Source organism: Sphingobacterium sp. UBA1897, from assembly GCF_002337775.1.
GTDB lineage: Bacteria > Bacteroidota > Bacteroidia > Sphingobacteriales > Sphingobacteriaceae > Sphingobacterium > Sphingobacterium siyangense.
On record NZ_DDGR01000026.1, the window covers coordinates 110,519 to 128,287 of the forward strand.

A 17,769-nucleotide genomic window follows, 5' to 3' on the forward strand; every position below is an offset into this window, starting at 1 on the left:
ATTCCATATATGTAGGTCTAAACTACTCCCTCTATTTTATTCATTGACGATATGGGGTTTACCTCATGTTGTTATACTTTTTTGTCGCAAAAAGGGATGCCGAGCAAATGCCCCTAGGGCATTGCCTTGTCCCTATGTGACATGCTACACTTTTATTAATCGAAAATTACAATGAAACAAAAATTAATCTATTTTTTGTTGGGGATACTCTTTGCCATCCATGTTCAGGCACAGTCTTCTCGTAAAGTCAGCGGAATTGTATCTGCACCGGATGGTACTCCTTTGGCTGGAGTTTCTATCCGGGTGGAGAATACGAAGGAGGCCACACAAACAGGTAGAGATGGTCAATATAGCATCCGTGTCGCAGCTTCCGAAAAACTTATATTTAGCTTCATAGGCTATCAGGTCCGTCACATTGATTTAAAAGGACGATCATCGTTGGATGTTGTGTTACTGAAAGAGGAATCTGTGTTGGATGAAGTTGTGGTATCAGCAGGGGGGATTCTCAGGACTCCCCGCGAGCAGGGTTATGCAACAACGCAGGTCACCGGCGAAAATCTCACCCAAGGAAAATCACCGACTATTGCTGGGGGGCTTCAGGGGAAGGTACCGGGATTGCAGATCAATCAGATCAGCAGTGGTGTGAACCCTAATTACCGGTTGGTGCTTAGGGGAAACAGATCTTTATTGGGCGACAATACAGCTTTAATCGTGTTGGATAATGCTGTTGTGAGCAGTGATCTGCTCAACAATATTAATCCTGCAGATGTAGAAAATGTACAGGTTCTGAATGGAGCTTCAGGTGCTGCCGCGTATGGAGCTGAAGGATCCAATGGGGTGTTAATCATTACAACGAAAAAAGGACAGGCGGGACGTACCGCGATCAACTTGAGTAATACCTTTACGTTGGAAAAAATCAGTTTCTTTCCGAAGTTACAGGATAAGTTTGGTGCAGGATCCACTTCGGGTACACAGATCTACAACCCCGAAGAAAACCAACAGTATGGTCCTGCTTTCGACGGGTCCACCGTTGCGATCGGTAATCCTCTGGAAAATGGGGAACAGCAATATGGTACTTATTCAGCACGTAATGATCGTTTTGATTTTTGGAATGTCGGCCGTAATAACCAAACTGATCTTTCGATCTCCTCCGGAAATGATAAATCTTCGCAATACATCGCCGGTCAATATCTTACCGGTCGAGGAACAACCCCCGGTGATAAATACAACCGGATCTCTTTTCGTTTAAACGGTACAAGAGCTTTTTATCCCAATCTGACCCTGGATTATTCAGCGAGTTATGTCGAGAACTTTTATGATATTACCTCAGCGACAAGCTCCATTTATACGCAGTTAACACAGACTCCAGCCAATATTCCACTATTGAGCTACAAAGACTATGTCAATAATCCTTTTGCGACACCTGACGGTTGGTACAATCCTTGGTACTTAAATCCTTATTGGACAGCGGATAATTATCGATCGAAAACAAAAAACAGCTATCTGACAGCCAAAATCGAACTAAAGTATCGTCCGACAACTTGGTTGGAGTTTACCTATAGACCCTCAATTTCCAACCGATGGTATGATTCAAAGTCTGTTTCACCCAAACAGACTTATTCGAGCTATTCTGTCAATACCATTGGACGTACCAATTTAGCGGGTGGTGTTTCGGACACCGAATATAACAGTGCCCGTATCAACCATGATCTTCAGATAGGGATAAAAAAAGATGTCAATGACTTCTCTTTCAACTTTAATCTGACCGGTACTGCTATTAGCCGACGATATAAATCGGTAGCTGTTTCGGCATCAGGTCTTGAAATCCCGGGGCTTTACAACGTGTCGAACCGAATCGGGGAAGCTGGTGCCAGCGAATCGAATACACTGGCACGTACATTTGCGGTATGGGGTGACCTCTTGGTCGGATACAAAGATTACCTTTTCTTACATGCTACAGGCCGAAATGATTGGACATCAGTCCTCAGCAAAGCAAATAGATCTTATTTCTATCCTTCTGTAGACTTGTCTTTCATTCCAACGGATGCCTTTAAGCAACTAAAAGACAATTCGATTGTCAATTACTGGAAGTTGAGAGGAGGTCTGTCGCGCACTGGCTATGTCAACGTGGATCCTTACTCGCTGGTACCTACCTTCTCCTCAGTTACAGGATATAGTAGCGGAACTTTCTTTTCTCAGGGAAGCCGCATTATTTCATCTAATTTAAAACCAGAGATTACTACAGGGGTTGAGTTTGGTACCGATTTTAGATTGTGGGATAACCGCATTGATGCAAATCTCACCTACTATCATACAGGAACAACAGGACAGGCGATTCCTGCCGGGATAGCAATTTCTTCCGGCTATTCCCAATTTTATGTCAATACGGGTAAAGTAACGAACGAGGGGGTCGAAACCGCTTTGCATATCACGCCTATTCGTAGCAGGGATTTCCAATTAACAGTTGGCGGAAACTATACGCACAATAAAAACATCTTACAGGATCTTTACCCCGGATTGGATCGTATTTCTATTAATGGAAGTAGTGTGATCTATGCGCAGAAGGGTCTGGAGCTGAATCAGATCATCGTTTCCGATTATGCCCGTGATGAGCAGGGGCGTGTTATCATCGACGTAAATACAGGTTACCCTTCCGTGGCTTCTGAAAGTAAGATACTTGGCAATACCACACCACGTCACCGCCTGGGCCTTGACCTTTCTTTACGCTGGAAGGATTTCTCTTTCAGCACTCTTTTTGAATATCGTGGTGGGTACAAATTTGCCGCTATAGACCTCGGTAGCACGCTTGATTTTGGCGGGTCATCGGCTCGAAGTGCCTACTATAATCGGGAGGCGTTTGTCTTTCCAAACTCCTCTTATTTAGATGCTACCAGTGGTCAATATGTAACCAATGATCATATTACAGTTTCAGACGGCGGAGCTGGATTTTGGACTTCGGGCACATACAATAGGGGCGTGTACAGCAATTATGTGATTTCGGGTAATTACTGGAAATGGCGCGAGGCCTCGCTTTCCTACCGCTTACCACAGCGTGTCCTTTCTCGCCTAAAAGGTGTTAAAGCTGCTTCGGTCAGCATCCAAGGACGTAATCTTTTGCTATTTACCCCTAAATCCAACGAGTATACCGATCCCGATTACAGTGCCAATGATAACAATGCCATAGGGGTCTCGACGACAGGGCAGACTCCACCTACACGCTATTTTGGGGCTACACTGTCCCTTACTTTTTAACTAGTGAACTATCATACACTTATTCTCAATGAAAAAATTACATTTGAAAAATATATTGTCCCTTGGGATCATCATTGCACTATCTTCTTGTTCGCAATTGGATATCAATGAAAATCCCAATGCGGCAACCGAAGCGACCATAACACCTGACCTGGTGTTGACGCAGGCGATCGCGACCACAGCTTCCAATATCGTTAGCTATCATTCTTATGGTGCATTTTTGGTTGGCTATCAGCTTCCAGGTGGCGGAATTGGTGGTTATGGAGATACATATACCTATAACATTACATCCAACACCAATGTTGGATTGTGGAACAATGTGTTCAACAATCTTCGCGATTATCAGTTTATTATCAATTATGCACAAAAAAGTCCCGAGTATAAATTCTTTGGCGATATAGCGCGCATTTTTAAAGTATTCAATTATCAGTTGCTTGTTGATGCCTACGGAGATGTTCCTTACACGGAAGCGCTCCAAGGAGATAACAACTTGGCTCCTAAGTTTGACGATGATGCCGTCGTTTACCAAGCTTTGGTTACCGAGCTCGATGCAATTATCGCGGATATTAAGCAGTATAAAGGTGATCTAAATTACCGGAGTTTATCGAAAAAGACCGATCCAGTGTTTGCTGGTAATCTCGATAACTGGATTAAGTTTGCTAACAACCTTAAATTGCGTCTTTTGGTGCGGGCAAGAGGCACTTCTATTGAAAGCTTTGTACAATCGGCTTTTAGTAAATTCTCTGCGGATGGATTTCTGATCGATGATGTACTCGTAGATCCCGGATATCAGGCCACGGCAACACAGAACCCCCTATTTGCAACTTTTCATAGCTCAACTGCAGGTTCAATTTCGACGGCAGCCAATTATTATGTGCCTTCTAAATATCTGTTTACGTTCTATGACGGTCGTAAAATAACCGATGAAAAACGGGGCAAGCTTACGTTCCGAAATTTCCCCAATACATCCATCGGTCAGCTCGGCGATGAAGTTAATAACCCCAATTCTGATGACTATGTCTGGTATGTTGGAATAGGAAATGCAGATGCCCTAGGTGTATTGAAAGGACGAACCGCGGGTTTACCTATATTTCTTGCTTCGGAAACATACTTCTTATTGGCCGAGGCGGCTCTATATGGCCACGAGCTTAGTGGCTCGGCATCAACCAACTTCGAAAAAGGCATTTTAGCTTCATTTACTTATCTGGAAAAGAATGCGACCAACGCGTTAGCAACAGGACAGGTACCTGCTAACGATGCTGCGAATTATAAAACAGAAAATAGTACAAATTATCTTGTCAATTATGCATTGGCTACCACAACCGCACAACGGTTGGAGGCTATCATCACGCAGAAATATATTGCCTTGAATTTTTTCCATGGTCATGAGGCCTGGAACGAATTTCGCCGTACAGGATATCCAAAAATTGTCAATGGTTCGCAAGTTGCCACGGAAACATTTGCATCGGTCCAATCGGGGTCGCCCCGCGCGGATAAACTTCCAATACGCAATCTTTACCCACAGACTGAAATAAATTTAAATGCGAACGTTCCCAAATTGACGAATGGATTTTCGGATCCAATCTTTTGGGATATCAATTGATCAACATCATCAACTAAAGCTTGAAAATCAATGAAAATAAATAAAAAATCACTATTAGGCGTGGCAGCTGTTGCCTTGAGTATGACGCTCTGGGGCTGCGTGAAAGAAAAAGGTGTCTTTGAAGATGGTGGAAGTTCAGGTATCGTGCAGCTTGTACTTCCTGCACGGACAAGCAGTACGGCAATTGCCCGTGCTGTGACGACTGTTTTTGAAGCCCTGGACGTTGTGACGCTGCCTGTAAAAGTTCAGTTGACAGGCGCACAGGGTGCCACAGAAGAGCTGAAGCTAACCTTGAAAATAAACGACGGCTCTGTTGAAAAATACAACCTGGCCTGGCAATCTAAATATGAAGCATTGCCTACTCGTTTATATGCTGTGGACACTTATGATGTTATCATCCCCAAAGGGGCAAAAGAAGCTATCTTGAATATTAAAATTTATCCTCCACGTTTTACTGCCATCGATTTTACCAAATCCTATGCGCTTGGCGTTCAGATCCAGTCTGCAACAGGAGGCAAGATCAGCGGAAATTATGCCGAAGGGGTTTATGCGGTGTCGATAAAAAATAAGTACGATGGTATTTATGAGGTCACAGGAACCTATCAGGACTATGTTAATGCTGCATTCACGGGGATCTATCCACAGACCGCAAATCTTGTTACGCTCACAGGTAATACCAGTGAAATTAATTATACAACCTTCAATAACGGTAGTTCTCCGCATTCCTATTACTTTAACGCAGGGGGATCAAATTCATATTTCGGCAATTGGAGCCCGATATTCACGTTTGACAATGTAACGAATAAGGTCACAGGGGTGACAAACTATTATGGACAGGGTACCAATAGTAGTGGACGGTATGGCGAGATCGACAATACGGTAAATAACTATTATGACCCAACAACTAAGACCATACATGTGACGTATTATCTTGTCCAGCCTTCCGGGCGGCGGGGGAAATTTACGGAGATTTATACGTACAAAAAAACGCGTTAGTCGATACAAAGTTACCTCAGCACTTTTTCAATATATTTATAGCTATTTTGCAGGGCGGCTGAGTACACAGTCGCCTTTTTAGTATTACCTTTTTGTTAAGCTTTCGTGGCTTGCTAACTCGGTTTAGTTAAAAACTGTTAATGTTTTATTGACTCTGCCTTCATATAGCATTTGTAATCTTGTACCCATAAATCAAATGCGCTACTTATGAAATTTAAAGCCAACAATGTCTTTTGGTTGTTATGTGCCATTGCAGCGAGCTCACCCGCTGTTCAAGCCAAATCGCTCACACTAACCACGTCACAATTTACGCATGTACAGGGGATCGTCAAAGGCCGTGTCCTCGACGCTCAAGGAAATGCTGTCGCCGGAGCAACCGTTCAAAATTTGAAAAGTAAAAAATCTGTTCAGTCTGACGAAAAAGGAAATTTTCAGATCGAAGCCGAAATGGGCGATAACCTGAGTATTTCCTTTATTGGGTATAGCAGACTTGTGCAAGCTGTTACCCAATCCAATGGGCAGATATTTTCCCTACAGACTGATGAGAACACACTGGAAGAGGTGACCATCTCTATCGGATATCAGCGGATCAGAAAGTCGGATGTCACTGGAGCTATTGCCAGTGTTAAGGCCGAGGAACTCAATTTGAGCGCACCAAAATTATCCCAGGCATTGGTTGGTAAAGTAGCCGGCGTACAGGTGATGCAAACAAGTGGTGCTCCATACGATGGGACCAAAATGCGTGTTCGCGGAATGGGATCGATCAATGCTGGTTCGGATCCATTGTACGTTATTGATGGTTATCCAGCAGGAAACAATCTCAATATTAACCCCAATGATATTGAGTCTATCGATGTTTTAAAGGATGCCGCTTCTGCTGCGATCTATGGGTCCCGTGGCGCTGGTGGTGTTGTATTGATTACAACCAAGCGTGGCAAGGAAGGTAAAAGTAATGTGGACTACGAAGTATTGGGGGGCTTTGGTCAGCTTTCCAAGAAAATCGATGTTTTAAATTCGGAACAGTTTATTGATCTCTTGATTGATGGTCGTAACAATTCCTATAAAGACCTTCTGGCTACGAAAGGGATTGCTTGGAGCGATAGTAGACGCTTTGATGATAATACAACGCGTATCGCCAATGTCGGAAATGCCGGTTCAGTAAGTATTCCTGAAGACTACTATGACTTTGCGTCCGGTACAGCAAAAAAAGCGAAATATGATACGGATTGGCAGGATGCCTTATACCGTAATGCTCCTTTCCAACGTCATAATCTCTCTACGTATGGCGGTAACGAAAAAAATCGCTATTTCTTAAGTGGATCTTATCAGAATCAACAAGGGATCATGCTGGGGACGGATCAAAAAGTCTTTAATTTTCGTGCCAATATCGATAGCAAAGTAAGCAAGCGGTTGACCGTTGGCGCAAATGTTTCGTTTACATATAACGACAATAACGAGGTGACGACAGGCCGTTACGACAGAAGTCCGTCTATGGCGGCTTTAATCTATCTGCCGACACTGCCGGTTTATAATGAAGATGGAACCTATGCCAAATACCTGATGGCCGATCTTTCGGCGAATAATTATGGTATCCAGAACCCTGAAAATCCACTGGCTTATGTTACTGAGATTAAAAACAACCGTCGTGGAAAGAGAGGAGTATACAACGCCTTTGCAGATTTTTCCATTATGGATGGCCTAAATCTAAAAGTAAACGGTGGACTGTCTACTTATGACGAGAAGTATGATTATTTCCGTCCGACAAGTATATCCGATGGAAACAACAAACCGTTTTCACCACAGGCAATTTCTGCTGCCTATGCAGATGCCAAGACAAAAAATGAATTGGACAAATTGCTGGAAACAACGTTAAACTATAACAAGACCTTTGGTGGTAAACATCAGGTATCTGCGTTATTGGGCTATTCGGCTCAACGAACAGATTATGATTATCAAGGTGTGAGAGCCAACGGTTTTAATAATAATGCAATTGGGGAAATTACAGATAAAGGAGCCGATCCTTCTAATTTCCAATTGCTAAAAGACGATACGTTCAAACGTACGACAACGCTCCAGTCTTATTTCAGCCGCGTAAATTACAGCTTTGATTCGAAATATTTCCTTTCGGCATCCATTCGTACTGACGGTTCGTCACGCTTTGGACCGAACAGTAAATGGGGAACTTTCCCATCGGTTTCAGCCGGGTGGACCCTCTCCAAGGAAGAGTTTTATACGGATTGGTTAGGGCAACAATCGACAGTCAAACTAAGAGCGAGCTGGGGACGTAGTGGAAATAATAATATTGGTGATTACAATGCGATATCCGTGATCAACTCACCAGCGGGTGTGATCCTTGGGGATAAAGTAGAGACCTCTTATACAGCAGGCAATCTACTCGATCCAAAATTGAGCTGGGAAACAACTTCGCAATACAACGCTGGTCTTGATCTCGGTTTGTTGAAAGGCCGCCTCAACATTATGACCAACTTCTACCTGAGCCGTTCCTTCAATTTATTATTCAACCAGCCACTCTCCGCTGTGTCTGGATCAACAACGATCTTAACCAATCTCCCTAATTCAAAGGTGCAGAATAAAGGTTTTGATCTACAGATTGATGCAACACTGATTCGCAAAAATGAATTTGAATTAGGATTCAGTGGGAATATCAATGTCAACAGAAATAAAGTGCTCGATCTTGGTGGGGCTTCTACCATCCTGACGAATGGTGCTGAACGCTCCTACTTAACGCATATTACACAAGAAGGAAGTCCAATTGGTATGTTCTATGGTTTTAAAGTTCTGGGTGTTGCAACAGAGGAAAACTATAAAACTGTCGCACCTTCAGCGGCTTCAACAACCCCGCTACAACCTGGAGACCTTTATTTTGAAGATGTAGATGGCAATGGTATCGTCAATGATGCCGATAAACGTGTGATCGGCAATCCGCATCCTAATTTCACTTATGGCTTTGCCGTCAACGCACGCTATAAGGCATTTGATCTACGGGCATCATTTAATGGCTCCCAAGGGAATAAAGTGCTGGATGGCTATGATTATTACCTCTACAATATGGAAGGTTCCGGTAACCAATATGCGGATGTCGCACAACGCTACCGTTCGGCTCAAAATCCGGGAAATGGTAAAGTCTACCGTGCATCACGTGGCGGTACGCAAAGTAACAGTACACGTCTTTCCGATTTTTATCTGCAGGACGGTTCATTCTTGCGTATGACAAATATTGCCTTGGGTTATAATCTTCCCAAAAGTCTAGCAGAAAAACTAACACTTTCTGGGGTAAGGGTCTACGCGACCGTGGACAATCCATTTACGATTTCTAAATACAAAGGCTACAATCCGGAACCGGATTATAATCAACGCGGCAACCTGACTCCAGGGGTGGATTATGGGCTTTATCCATTGGTGAGATCATATAACCTTGGTGTGAAAGTAACGTTTTAATAGCAGGATCGAGGAGCTGTTGTGCGTAGGAACATCAAGGAAAGCCCGTGTTAATAGCTCCAGTATTGTAAAAATAGTCCTTCAGACTGCTCTTTGTAGTTCCGTGGGCTGATGAAAAATAAAAAAATAACAGGATGAAAAAAAGATATATATTACCCTTTGTTTTGTTGGCATTGTCTTCATGTACCAAAGATTTTTTAAATCAGAAAAATCCCAACGCCGTTACGATTGATGATTACTTCAAGTCAGAAAATGATGTGCTCTTGGCGGTTAACGGTCTTTACCAGTCCCTTCGCTCGGGAAGTACGATCGGAGAATCCAGTACATTGTATAATGAGGAACGTTCGGATAATAGTGGACGTAATGATAACCAATCCAACGCCGGGGAGCCATTCCAATTCAATGACTTTTCGTTGCTGCCAAGTAATACCTATCTAAAGACGCATTGGTCGGCTATGTATGCGGCAATCAGCCGCTGTAATGTGGTTCTGTCACATGTCGACGATGTGAGCTTTACAAGTACAGAATTAAAAGGACGGTATATTGCGGAAGCGAAATTCGTTCGTGCATTATTATATTTCCATATGGTGCGTAAATTCGGAGATATTCCATTATCTACGGTACAGGTGACCAGTAAAGAGCAAGCAAATGAATTAGCTTTTCGACAAAAAGAGTCGGTTGTGTACGAACAGATCATTAAGGATTTGACAGAGGCATTGTCCAGCAATCTTCCCAATACACAGAAAGATTACGTCATTGGCAGAGCATCTAAATCGGCCATTAATGCAATTTTGGGACAAGTATACTTAACGTTGGGAGCAACGCAGACGTCGGGGAGTGCAGAAAATTTTGCGAAGGCAGAACAGTACCTTAATGCGGCCTACCAAATGCGAACTTTTGGTAAACTGAACGAAATCCCCTATGCGGATGTTTTCGATGTGACCAAGAAAAATAGCTGTAAAGAACTTGTTTTTCAGATTCAGTACAAACAAGGTGACCAAAACTATAGCTCGAGTATTGCCCGTAATTACCAGGCGAGAGGGGAGACCATCAACTCACGCTATAACTCTACAGGTGCTGGCGAAGTTGCGAAACTAGATTTGATTAAAGATTACGAGCAAGACGATATCCGAAAAGGCTTCTCGGTAAAGTTTGCCGCCAATACGCAAGTTAACGATTGGTTTGTAACCAAATTTAGAGATAACAGTGACGCTGCCGGTACCAATGGTTGGGGTGGAAATGACTGGATCTTGATCCGTTACGCAGATGTGATGCTGTTGTTGGCAGAAGCAAAATATCACTTGGGTAAAGATGCGGAAGCTATCGTGCTTTTGGATCAGGTACGTGAACGTGCTGGATTGCCTTCGTATGCTACTTCAATGCTAAATACTACCTATCGCAGTAAATATCCAACCTTAAAGGAGGCCATATTGCATGAACGCCGTGTAGAACTGGCATTTGAAAACCAACGTTGGTTTGATTTGATCCGTAATTATAATGCACAAGAACTGGTGACTTATTTCAAAACGAAGAGCCAGGCTGATTATGGAAATGCTAAAATCTCCAATATCTCGACAAAAGATCGATATTATCCAATTCCTTTTGATGAATATAAGCTGGATCCGACACGTATGTATCAAAACCCTGGTTATTAATCTGCAATTGAATAGATATGATAAAAAATATCAGAAAGATCTTATTACTTGTCTTTGGAATATGCTGCCTGCATATTTCCAAAGGTCAAGTAAATACTACACCTGTTGGACCACAGGATTGGCTGATCAAGAAGAATTATTATGCATCCTATTTGCTCTTAAAAGATCCTGTCCTTATACAGGAGCTCGTGGGCTCCAAGCCGATAGCTCAGGTATTGGAAAAACGGTTCGAACGTTTTAACAAGAGTGCTAGTTGCTCCGATCTCATGTGCTATTTGAATGCCTTCAAATGGCAGGATAACGAAATTGACCTGTTGGCAGAGCAGTTGGCGGAGCAAATTGGTCATAACAAGAAATTGGACCAGCTTGTTCAGGCTAGTCTTATTCCATCAATGACCTATGGTGTGTTGCATCATGAAACGGCAAAGGCCTATTTTACGAAAGCCTTGAAACAGGATTTAAAGGCAATGAATTATGTGGTGGACGTCTATGGGGGAGGTAAAAGTCCCAATTACCCCAAGATAGATTCAATCTCTTTCGATGTAAAACGTGCGGCCTACCTTCATCTTTTGGACGATGTTCGCCAAGACGTCCGCAAAGATATTCCAACACATAAAACAGCATTTTTTTTGACCATGATGACTGCGGTACGCTTGTTGGAAATTAATGAGCGATGGGACGCGGCACAACTAGAACCGCTGATTGAACTCGAAAACAAGAAAGCTTACGAAGCGGTCAAAAATACCGACTTCGCAAGCTATCCCTATAGTCTGTTGCTGACCTTAGGTGCAGGCCCCGAGGTGTATGGACAGCCTATTAGTCCTGGTGGAATGCTACGTGCGCGAATGGCAGCCCGAAGCTACTTTGAAAAATTGGCCCCTTTTATTGTGTTGTCTGGCGGTAAAGTACATCCCTATAAGACTCGCTTTATTGAGGCAATAGAAATGAAAAATTATCTGATCGAGATTATGGGAGTACCTGAAGCTGCAATATTGATTGATCCACATGCGAGACATACGACCACAAATTTGCGTAATACAGCACGTATCCTGTTGAATTATGGTTTTCCGAAAGATAAATACGCCATCGTTAACAGTAGTAAAGTGCACATTGATGCGGTGGAAAAAATGGGCGATCGTTGTATACGTGAATTGGGGTATATTCCTTATACATTGGGTAAACGAATTTCAGATGTGATCATCGAGTTCAAGGCAGAAGAAGAGGCCTATACGATCGATCCTGATGAACCATTAGACCCCTAGCCGACTAAGTAGGCCAATTGCTAATCCATTAACTGAGCGGATCGGCTTTGTCTATGGCTTATGGGAAGGCATGAAAAAGGTCCGTAGCATTGCAAGCTACGGACCTTTTTTATTTTAAAATAATGGACTTTCCTTCTTTAGCCGAGCGTTTTGCCGCTTCCAGGATTTCGACCACAGTGACATTATTATTGATCGATCCGAGATCATTTTCTGGAGCCATAGCATCTTTCAGAACCTGTTCGAGATAGGCAATATGGTTCTCAAAATACGGGATCGCAGTCGATACATGTGTAGGTGGATCATTCTGTTGTTTGTATTTTAGAAGTTCTTTGTCATTTTTGGCGTAGAGCTGAGCTTTTGTGCCAAACACCTGCAGATCTTTAACACTGTATGGCCAAGCCCAGGAAGCTTGAATAATACCCGTGCTGCCATCACGGTAGCTTAGTATGATGGTAGCGTTGTCATCGACTTTTGGATAAACCTCAGGCTTGAGCTGTTGTGTAAAGGCTGTCACTGAAATTGGCCTTTCTCCATTTTTGAGCCAGGTCATCAGATTGGCGCCATAACAGCCAAAATCCATCACTGCACCGCCACCATTTTTTTTCGGATCAGTAAGCCAGTCGAGGAAGTAATTGCTACAGCCAATTTCTTTAGGTCCTTCGTGCCCGTCTTTTACAAGTATACGTGTGATTTTTCCAATTTCACCCTTGTCGACCAGCTGCTTCAACTGTTGATTACTTTTATACCAGGTTGTTTCGTAATTTACCAAAAAGGGTGTTTCGAACTGTTTGGACAAAAATGCAATACGTTTTGCGTCAGAAAGAGTCGTAGCAAGAGGCTTCTCTACCATTACAGGGATCTTAAGCGGGAGACAGGTCTCTGCGACGCGGATATGCTCATCGGTTGGATTGTAGGCCAGCACCGCGTCTGGCTTGACATGTTTCAATAAACTGGGTAAGTCATGGTAGAAGATTGCGTCAGGTAAATTATACTGCGTTCGTATTTTGTTTGATAAGGTTTGATTCGGTTCGGCAATACCGATAATATCGACTTTTTTATCCTTATATAAATTTAAAAGCAAGAATACGTGGTCATGGTTGAGCCCTGCAACAGCAACCTTAAGCCGTTCACTGGCCTGTGCAATTTGTTGGAAGAATAGGAGCAGGAAAACTAGGCGGATAAGATGCTTCATATGTTAAGTTTAGTTATTATAAATATACCGATTTGTGCTGAGGATACCCGTTGTAAATCCAGGTAACTTTGCGGTGCGATCGGATGATATCGGCAACAATGTCAAAATAGGTTTCTCCACGACCAGCTTTTAGCTCATCTAGTTTCTTTTGAAAATGCGTTTGATTGAATGGTGATTCTGCTCCAAGTTTACCTTGATAATAGGCCAAAGTTGTTTCAACGCCCAATGACGTCCTGCTGTGTGCAATATCCTTCCAAACAATGCAATGTGAAGCAGTGTCTTTGAAGGTCCCAAATCCACCGTAAAGCAGGTCGTCAAAGCCGTCTAGGCTTCCTATCTTCCAGCTTTCGCTGGACATGTAGACGGCATTGATTTCTTCGTAAAAACTTGCAATATCGTTGATGCTACAGCCATCAACCACAGCCACGCCAAGATCGGGATTGCTTCCCACAAGTTGCTTAAAATCCGTCCAGAGGTCCTCCCCGGGAAATATTGTTCCAGCTGCTTTGTTTTGCCATTTGTTCAACAATTGAACGAGTTCGGTTCTGATGGTACTGGGATGATAGGTCAATGAACACAAAAATGAGCTCAGCGCAGTACTATCCGAATCACTGACCAAAAAATGAGCAAGTGTACCGACCAATTTTTTTTCATCTGTTTTCATCTCTGACCTTTGTTTTTAATCGTCTAAAAATTGCCTAACGAAATCGTTTGCGGTTTTTTAACAAAAAATCCTATACATTTAACGATACATTTAAGGATAAATCTAATGTTATGATCTACCGATTTACTTGCTATAGTATATTAACTCTTGTGAATATACTCTTTAGGTTTGGGATTTCTGTATTCGGACAGCAACATCCTAACGTTATTGTCATCCTGAGCGACGATGGAGGTTATGATGATTTTGGTTGTTATGGCGGTAGGGAGGTCTACACTCCAAATATTGATGCACTTGCGAAAAATGGCGTGCGTTTTCAGTCGGCCTATGCCTCAGCTTCAGTATGCGCTCCTTCTCGGGCGGGCTTACTTTCTGGCCGCTACCAGCAGCGCTTTGGTTTTGAACATAATATTTCGAAACGTCCCACTGCGGGTGTCGCACCTGAAGATATCGGAATGGATACGCAGGTAGCCACCATTGCTGACTTCATGAAGTATAACGGCTATAAAACTGTAGCGATTGGCAAATGGCATCAAGGGGATGGTCCACAATTTAATCCATTGAAACGTGGGTTTGACCATTTCTATGGTTTTATCGGTGGTGACCGGCCTTACTTCCCAATCCATGGAGCCGCGAAGCCAACGCAGCTGCTTTATGACGATCGACGTATAGTCCCCGAAGACTCTATTCATTATTTGACTGAAACATTGACCAATAAAGCAATTGCGTATATTCAACAGTATCGAAGCCAGCCCTTTTTTATGTATTTAGCTTTCAATGCAGTGCATACACCTGTCGAAGCGCCCCTGAAGACTATTGATAAGTATAAAAATGTAGCTGATCCATTGCGTCGTGCTTACTTGGCTATGCTGGATAATATGGATGAAAATATTGGACGTCTGGTTGAACATTTAAAGCAAGAAGGACTTTATGAAAACACCTTAATCATTTTTATGAATGATAATGGAGCGGCAACAAATAATGGCGCAGACAATGGACAATTGCGTGGTTTAAAGGGATCGAAATGGGAAGGTGGAATCCGGGTTCCCCTTATCATGCAATGGCCAGCCAAGCTACCGAAAGGGATAACATCAGATGCCATGGTATCGGGAATGGATATCTTACCCACCAGCATCGAGGCAATAAAAGGGAAGAACATCCAGGGGCAGCAAATCGATGGCATCAGTTTGCTATCTTCCTATAAGGATGTGAAAAATGGACACGACTATTTATTCTGGCGTCGAGGGATTGCACGTGCTGTGCGACACAAAGAATGGAAACTGATTGTGGTTAAAGATGATCCGATATTATTGTTCAATCTTAGGGATGACCTTCGGGAACAGCATAATCTGGCCACGAAGTATCCTGAGCGTGTAAAGGAGATGCTGAATAAACTGAAGGAATGGGAAAAGGGACTGGAGAATCCAAAATGGCTAAGCTCTGTATTGGACAATGATCAAAATCAACTGATGAAACACCGGATGGAAGTCGTCGGACGAGCCGCAGAACGACAATATCCTTAAGTAATGAATACTAAAAACAGATGAAAGGACTAATCCTATTTTTATTGTCCTTTGCCTTGGTTATGGCAAAGGCGCAGAACAGCGATACGTTTGTGCGTATTAAAAAGCATGTATACGATGATGAGTTAAGTGGCCCATTGCCAAATGCAGATAAAACGTTAAGCCTATGTAATCAACTGCGTGCTGACGGTACTTGGGCAGATATCGATTACAGCAGTAAGTCAATATCGCTTTGGCCTCCGGGAGAACACTTGGATCGGTTAAGGACACTTATTGTTGCCTATGTGTCTCCACAAAGTGCATCTTATCAGCAAAAATCACTTTACGATAAAATCCTGCTTGCCGCACAATATTGGGCAAATAATCGTTTTGAGTCTTCAAATTGGTGGCATAACGAGATCGCTTCGCCAAAAGCCATCGGTGTCTGTCTTATCCTGATGAAATTTGGAAAGGAAAAAATTCCTACTACACTAGAGACTCCACTTGTTGAGCTGATGAAGCGTGGCGATCCTTACACAAAAACAGGGGCGAATAAAAGTGATATTGCCATGCACTATTTTTATCGTGCATTGATCTTGGAAGATGAAAATCTTTTAGCTGCTGCGATGGAGCAGCTGCTTTTTCCGATACAGCTCGTGAATGGCAAGGAAGGACTGCAATATGATTTCTCTTACTTACAACATGGCCCTCAATTATACATTGCAGGCTATGGGGAGGAATTTCTGAAGGGGATCTCAAAAGTTATGGCCTATGTGCGGGAGACACCTTATGCTGTAGACATGAAGAGGCTCGGCCTTTTTGAACAATTTCTTACTGAAACCTACCTGCCAATTATTCGTTCGCGCTATATCGATTTTAATGTACATGGTCGCGGGATCTCACGCCCCAATATCTTGGAAAAAACACAGGAGACCGCCATATTACAACAAATGAAGTTGATTGATCCCGCCAAAAATACCATTTGGAACAAAGCGCTAGCAAAACTAGATAGCGTCCAGCCTTATGACGCTGAGCATATCGAGGTCCACCGCCATTACTGGAAAGGAGACTACACGACTCATCTGCGTAAGCAATTCCACTTTAATGTTCGATTGGCCAGTAGCCGTACCAATAAATCGGAGTCTGGAAATGGAGAAAACGTTCTTGGGCGCAATATGTCAGATGGTGTGACCAATATTCAGGTATTTGGACCCGAATATTATAATATTATGCCCGTATGGGAATGGGATAAAATTCCTGGAACGACAACACGAGATTATCCGGGCGACCTGGAATTGAAAGAACAATGGGGAGCACTTGCTGCAAATAACTTTGCAGGCGGCGTAAGCAACGATAAGACAGGAGCTTCAGCTATGTCGGTCCAGTACGACGGGGTCAAGGCTCAAAAAGCCTGGTTCTTTTTCGATCGGGAAATCGTTTGTTTGGGGGCTGGGATTCACTGTGCTGCGCCAGAAGCTGTGGTAACAACCTTAAACCAAACCTGGCTGAATGGACCCGTTGTCTGGAATGGAAAGGAAATGTCTGCACTCGATTCAGTACAGAGATCTGTCAAAGTAGGCGATTTTATAACCCATAACAATGTTCTGTATTATTTTCCAGCAGCTATGAATGTTGGATTGACAACCAAAGATCAGGTTGGTTCCTGGTACCGGATCAACCGTTCCCGTTCCAAAGATGTTGTACATGGAAAGGTCTTCAAGCTTTGGTTTGATCATGCTGTTGCTCCAAACAATGCGAGCTATGCTTATATTGTTGTGCCTGGTGCCAAAACTGTTGATACAAAAGCAATGCAGCAGCTAAAAATTTGGCAGAATACATCGGATATACAGGCGGTGGAGCATAAAGGGAGCCGGATTCTACAAATTGTTTGTTATCAAGCAGGAACGTACCAAGTTGGCAATTGGTCTATAAAGCTCGATCAACCTGCTATCATACAATTGAGTATGCGCGAAACAACTAGCATGCAGCTTGATGTTGCAGATCCACTCCAAAGAGCCAAAACAGTGAAGGTTCAACTCGTCAATAAACAGCTTCGTGTAAATCAATCGCTGGAGGTTTCGCTTCCACAGGGCGAATACGCAGGGAGTACTGTAAGTAACCAAATCGCGATCGGGAAGAAATAATCCAGATTCAATTGGAAAGCTTATAAAAATACAAAGGGGAGAT

At 43.0% G+C, this 17,769-nt stretch carries 10 protein-coding genes; 8 read left to right on the plus strand and 2 right to left on the minus strand.

The window, feature by feature from the left end:
• Positions 1–171: 171 nt before the first annotated feature.
• The 6 genes from B4N43_RS17280 to B4N43_RS17305 all read left to right on the plus strand — a co-directional run bounded on the left by B4N43_RS17280 (position 172) and on the right by B4N43_RS17305 (position 12,227).
• A complete protein-coding gene (locus B4N43_RS17280) occupies positions 172–3,252 on the plus strand; it encodes a SusC/RagA family TonB-linked outer membrane protein (RefSeq protein WP_286735753.1) in 3,081 nt (1,026 codons plus the stop codon).
• A gap of 28 nt (positions 3,253–3,280) precedes the next feature.
• Positions 3,281–4,855: a SusD/RagB family nutrient-binding outer membrane lipoprotein gene (locus B4N43_RS17285; RefSeq protein ID WP_286735754.1), complete on the plus strand. Its 1,575-nt coding sequence runs from the start codon at positions 3,281–3,283 to the stop codon at positions 4,853–4,855.
• A gap of 30 nt (positions 4,856–4,885) precedes the next feature.
• Entirely contained in the window at positions 4,886–5,851 is a 966-nt protein-coding gene (locus B4N43_RS17290; protein ID WP_286735755.1) for a DUF1735 domain-containing protein, read from the plus strand.
• A 207-nt stretch (positions 5,852–6,058) separates the two neighbouring features.
• The gene (locus tag B4N43_RS17295) at positions 6,059–9,310 is read left to right on the plus strand and encodes a SusC/RagA family TonB-linked outer membrane protein (protein WP_286735757.1); all 3,252 of its coding nucleotides are present in this window, start codon (positions 6,059–6,061) and stop codon (positions 9,308–9,310) included.
• Positions 9,311–9,444: 134 nt separating this feature from the next.
• Positions 9,445–10,965: a RagB/SusD family nutrient uptake outer membrane protein gene (locus B4N43_RS17300; RefSeq protein WP_286735758.1), complete on the plus strand. Its 1,521-nt coding sequence runs from the start codon at positions 9,445–9,447 to the stop codon at positions 10,963–10,965.
• Between the two features lie 17 nt (positions 10,966–10,982).
• Positions 10,983–12,227: a YdcF family protein gene (locus B4N43_RS17305; protein ID WP_286735759.1), complete on the plus strand. Its 1,245-nt coding sequence runs from the start codon at positions 10,983–10,985 to the stop codon at positions 12,225–12,227.
• A gap of 109 nt (positions 12,228–12,336) precedes the next feature.
• On the opposite strand, the gene B4N43_RS17310 is transcribed toward B4N43_RS17305, so the two are convergent.
• Positions 12,337–13,419 (minus strand): Gfo/Idh/MocA family protein, encoded by a 1,083-nt coding sequence (locus tag B4N43_RS17310; protein ID WP_286735760.1) that lies wholly within the window; start codon positions 13,417–13,419, stop codon positions 12,337–12,339.
• 16 nt (positions 13,420–13,435) lie between these two features.
• Positions 13,436–14,083 (minus strand): hypothetical protein, encoded by a 648-nt coding sequence (locus tag B4N43_RS17315; protein ID WP_232475677.1) that lies wholly within the window; start codon positions 14,081–14,083, stop codon positions 13,436–13,438.
• Between the two features lie 110 nt (positions 14,084–14,193).
• Between B4N43_RS17315 and B4N43_RS17320 the strand changes: the two genes are divergently transcribed.
• Together B4N43_RS17320 and B4N43_RS17325 are read left to right on the plus strand one after the other, a co-directional pair.
• The gene (locus B4N43_RS17320; protein ID WP_286735761.1) at positions 14,194–15,603 is read left to right on the plus strand and encodes a sulfatase-like hydrolase/transferase; all 1,410 of its coding nucleotides are present in this window, start codon (positions 14,194–14,196) and stop codon (positions 15,601–15,603) included.
• A gap of 20 nt (positions 15,604–15,623) precedes the next feature.
• The gene (locus B4N43_RS17325; RefSeq protein WP_088160205.1) at positions 15,624–17,726 is read left to right on the plus strand and encodes a polysaccharide lyase 8 family protein; all 2,103 of its coding nucleotides are present in this window, start codon (positions 15,624–15,626) and stop codon (positions 17,724–17,726) included.
• Positions 17,727–17,769 lie beyond the last annotated feature (43 nt).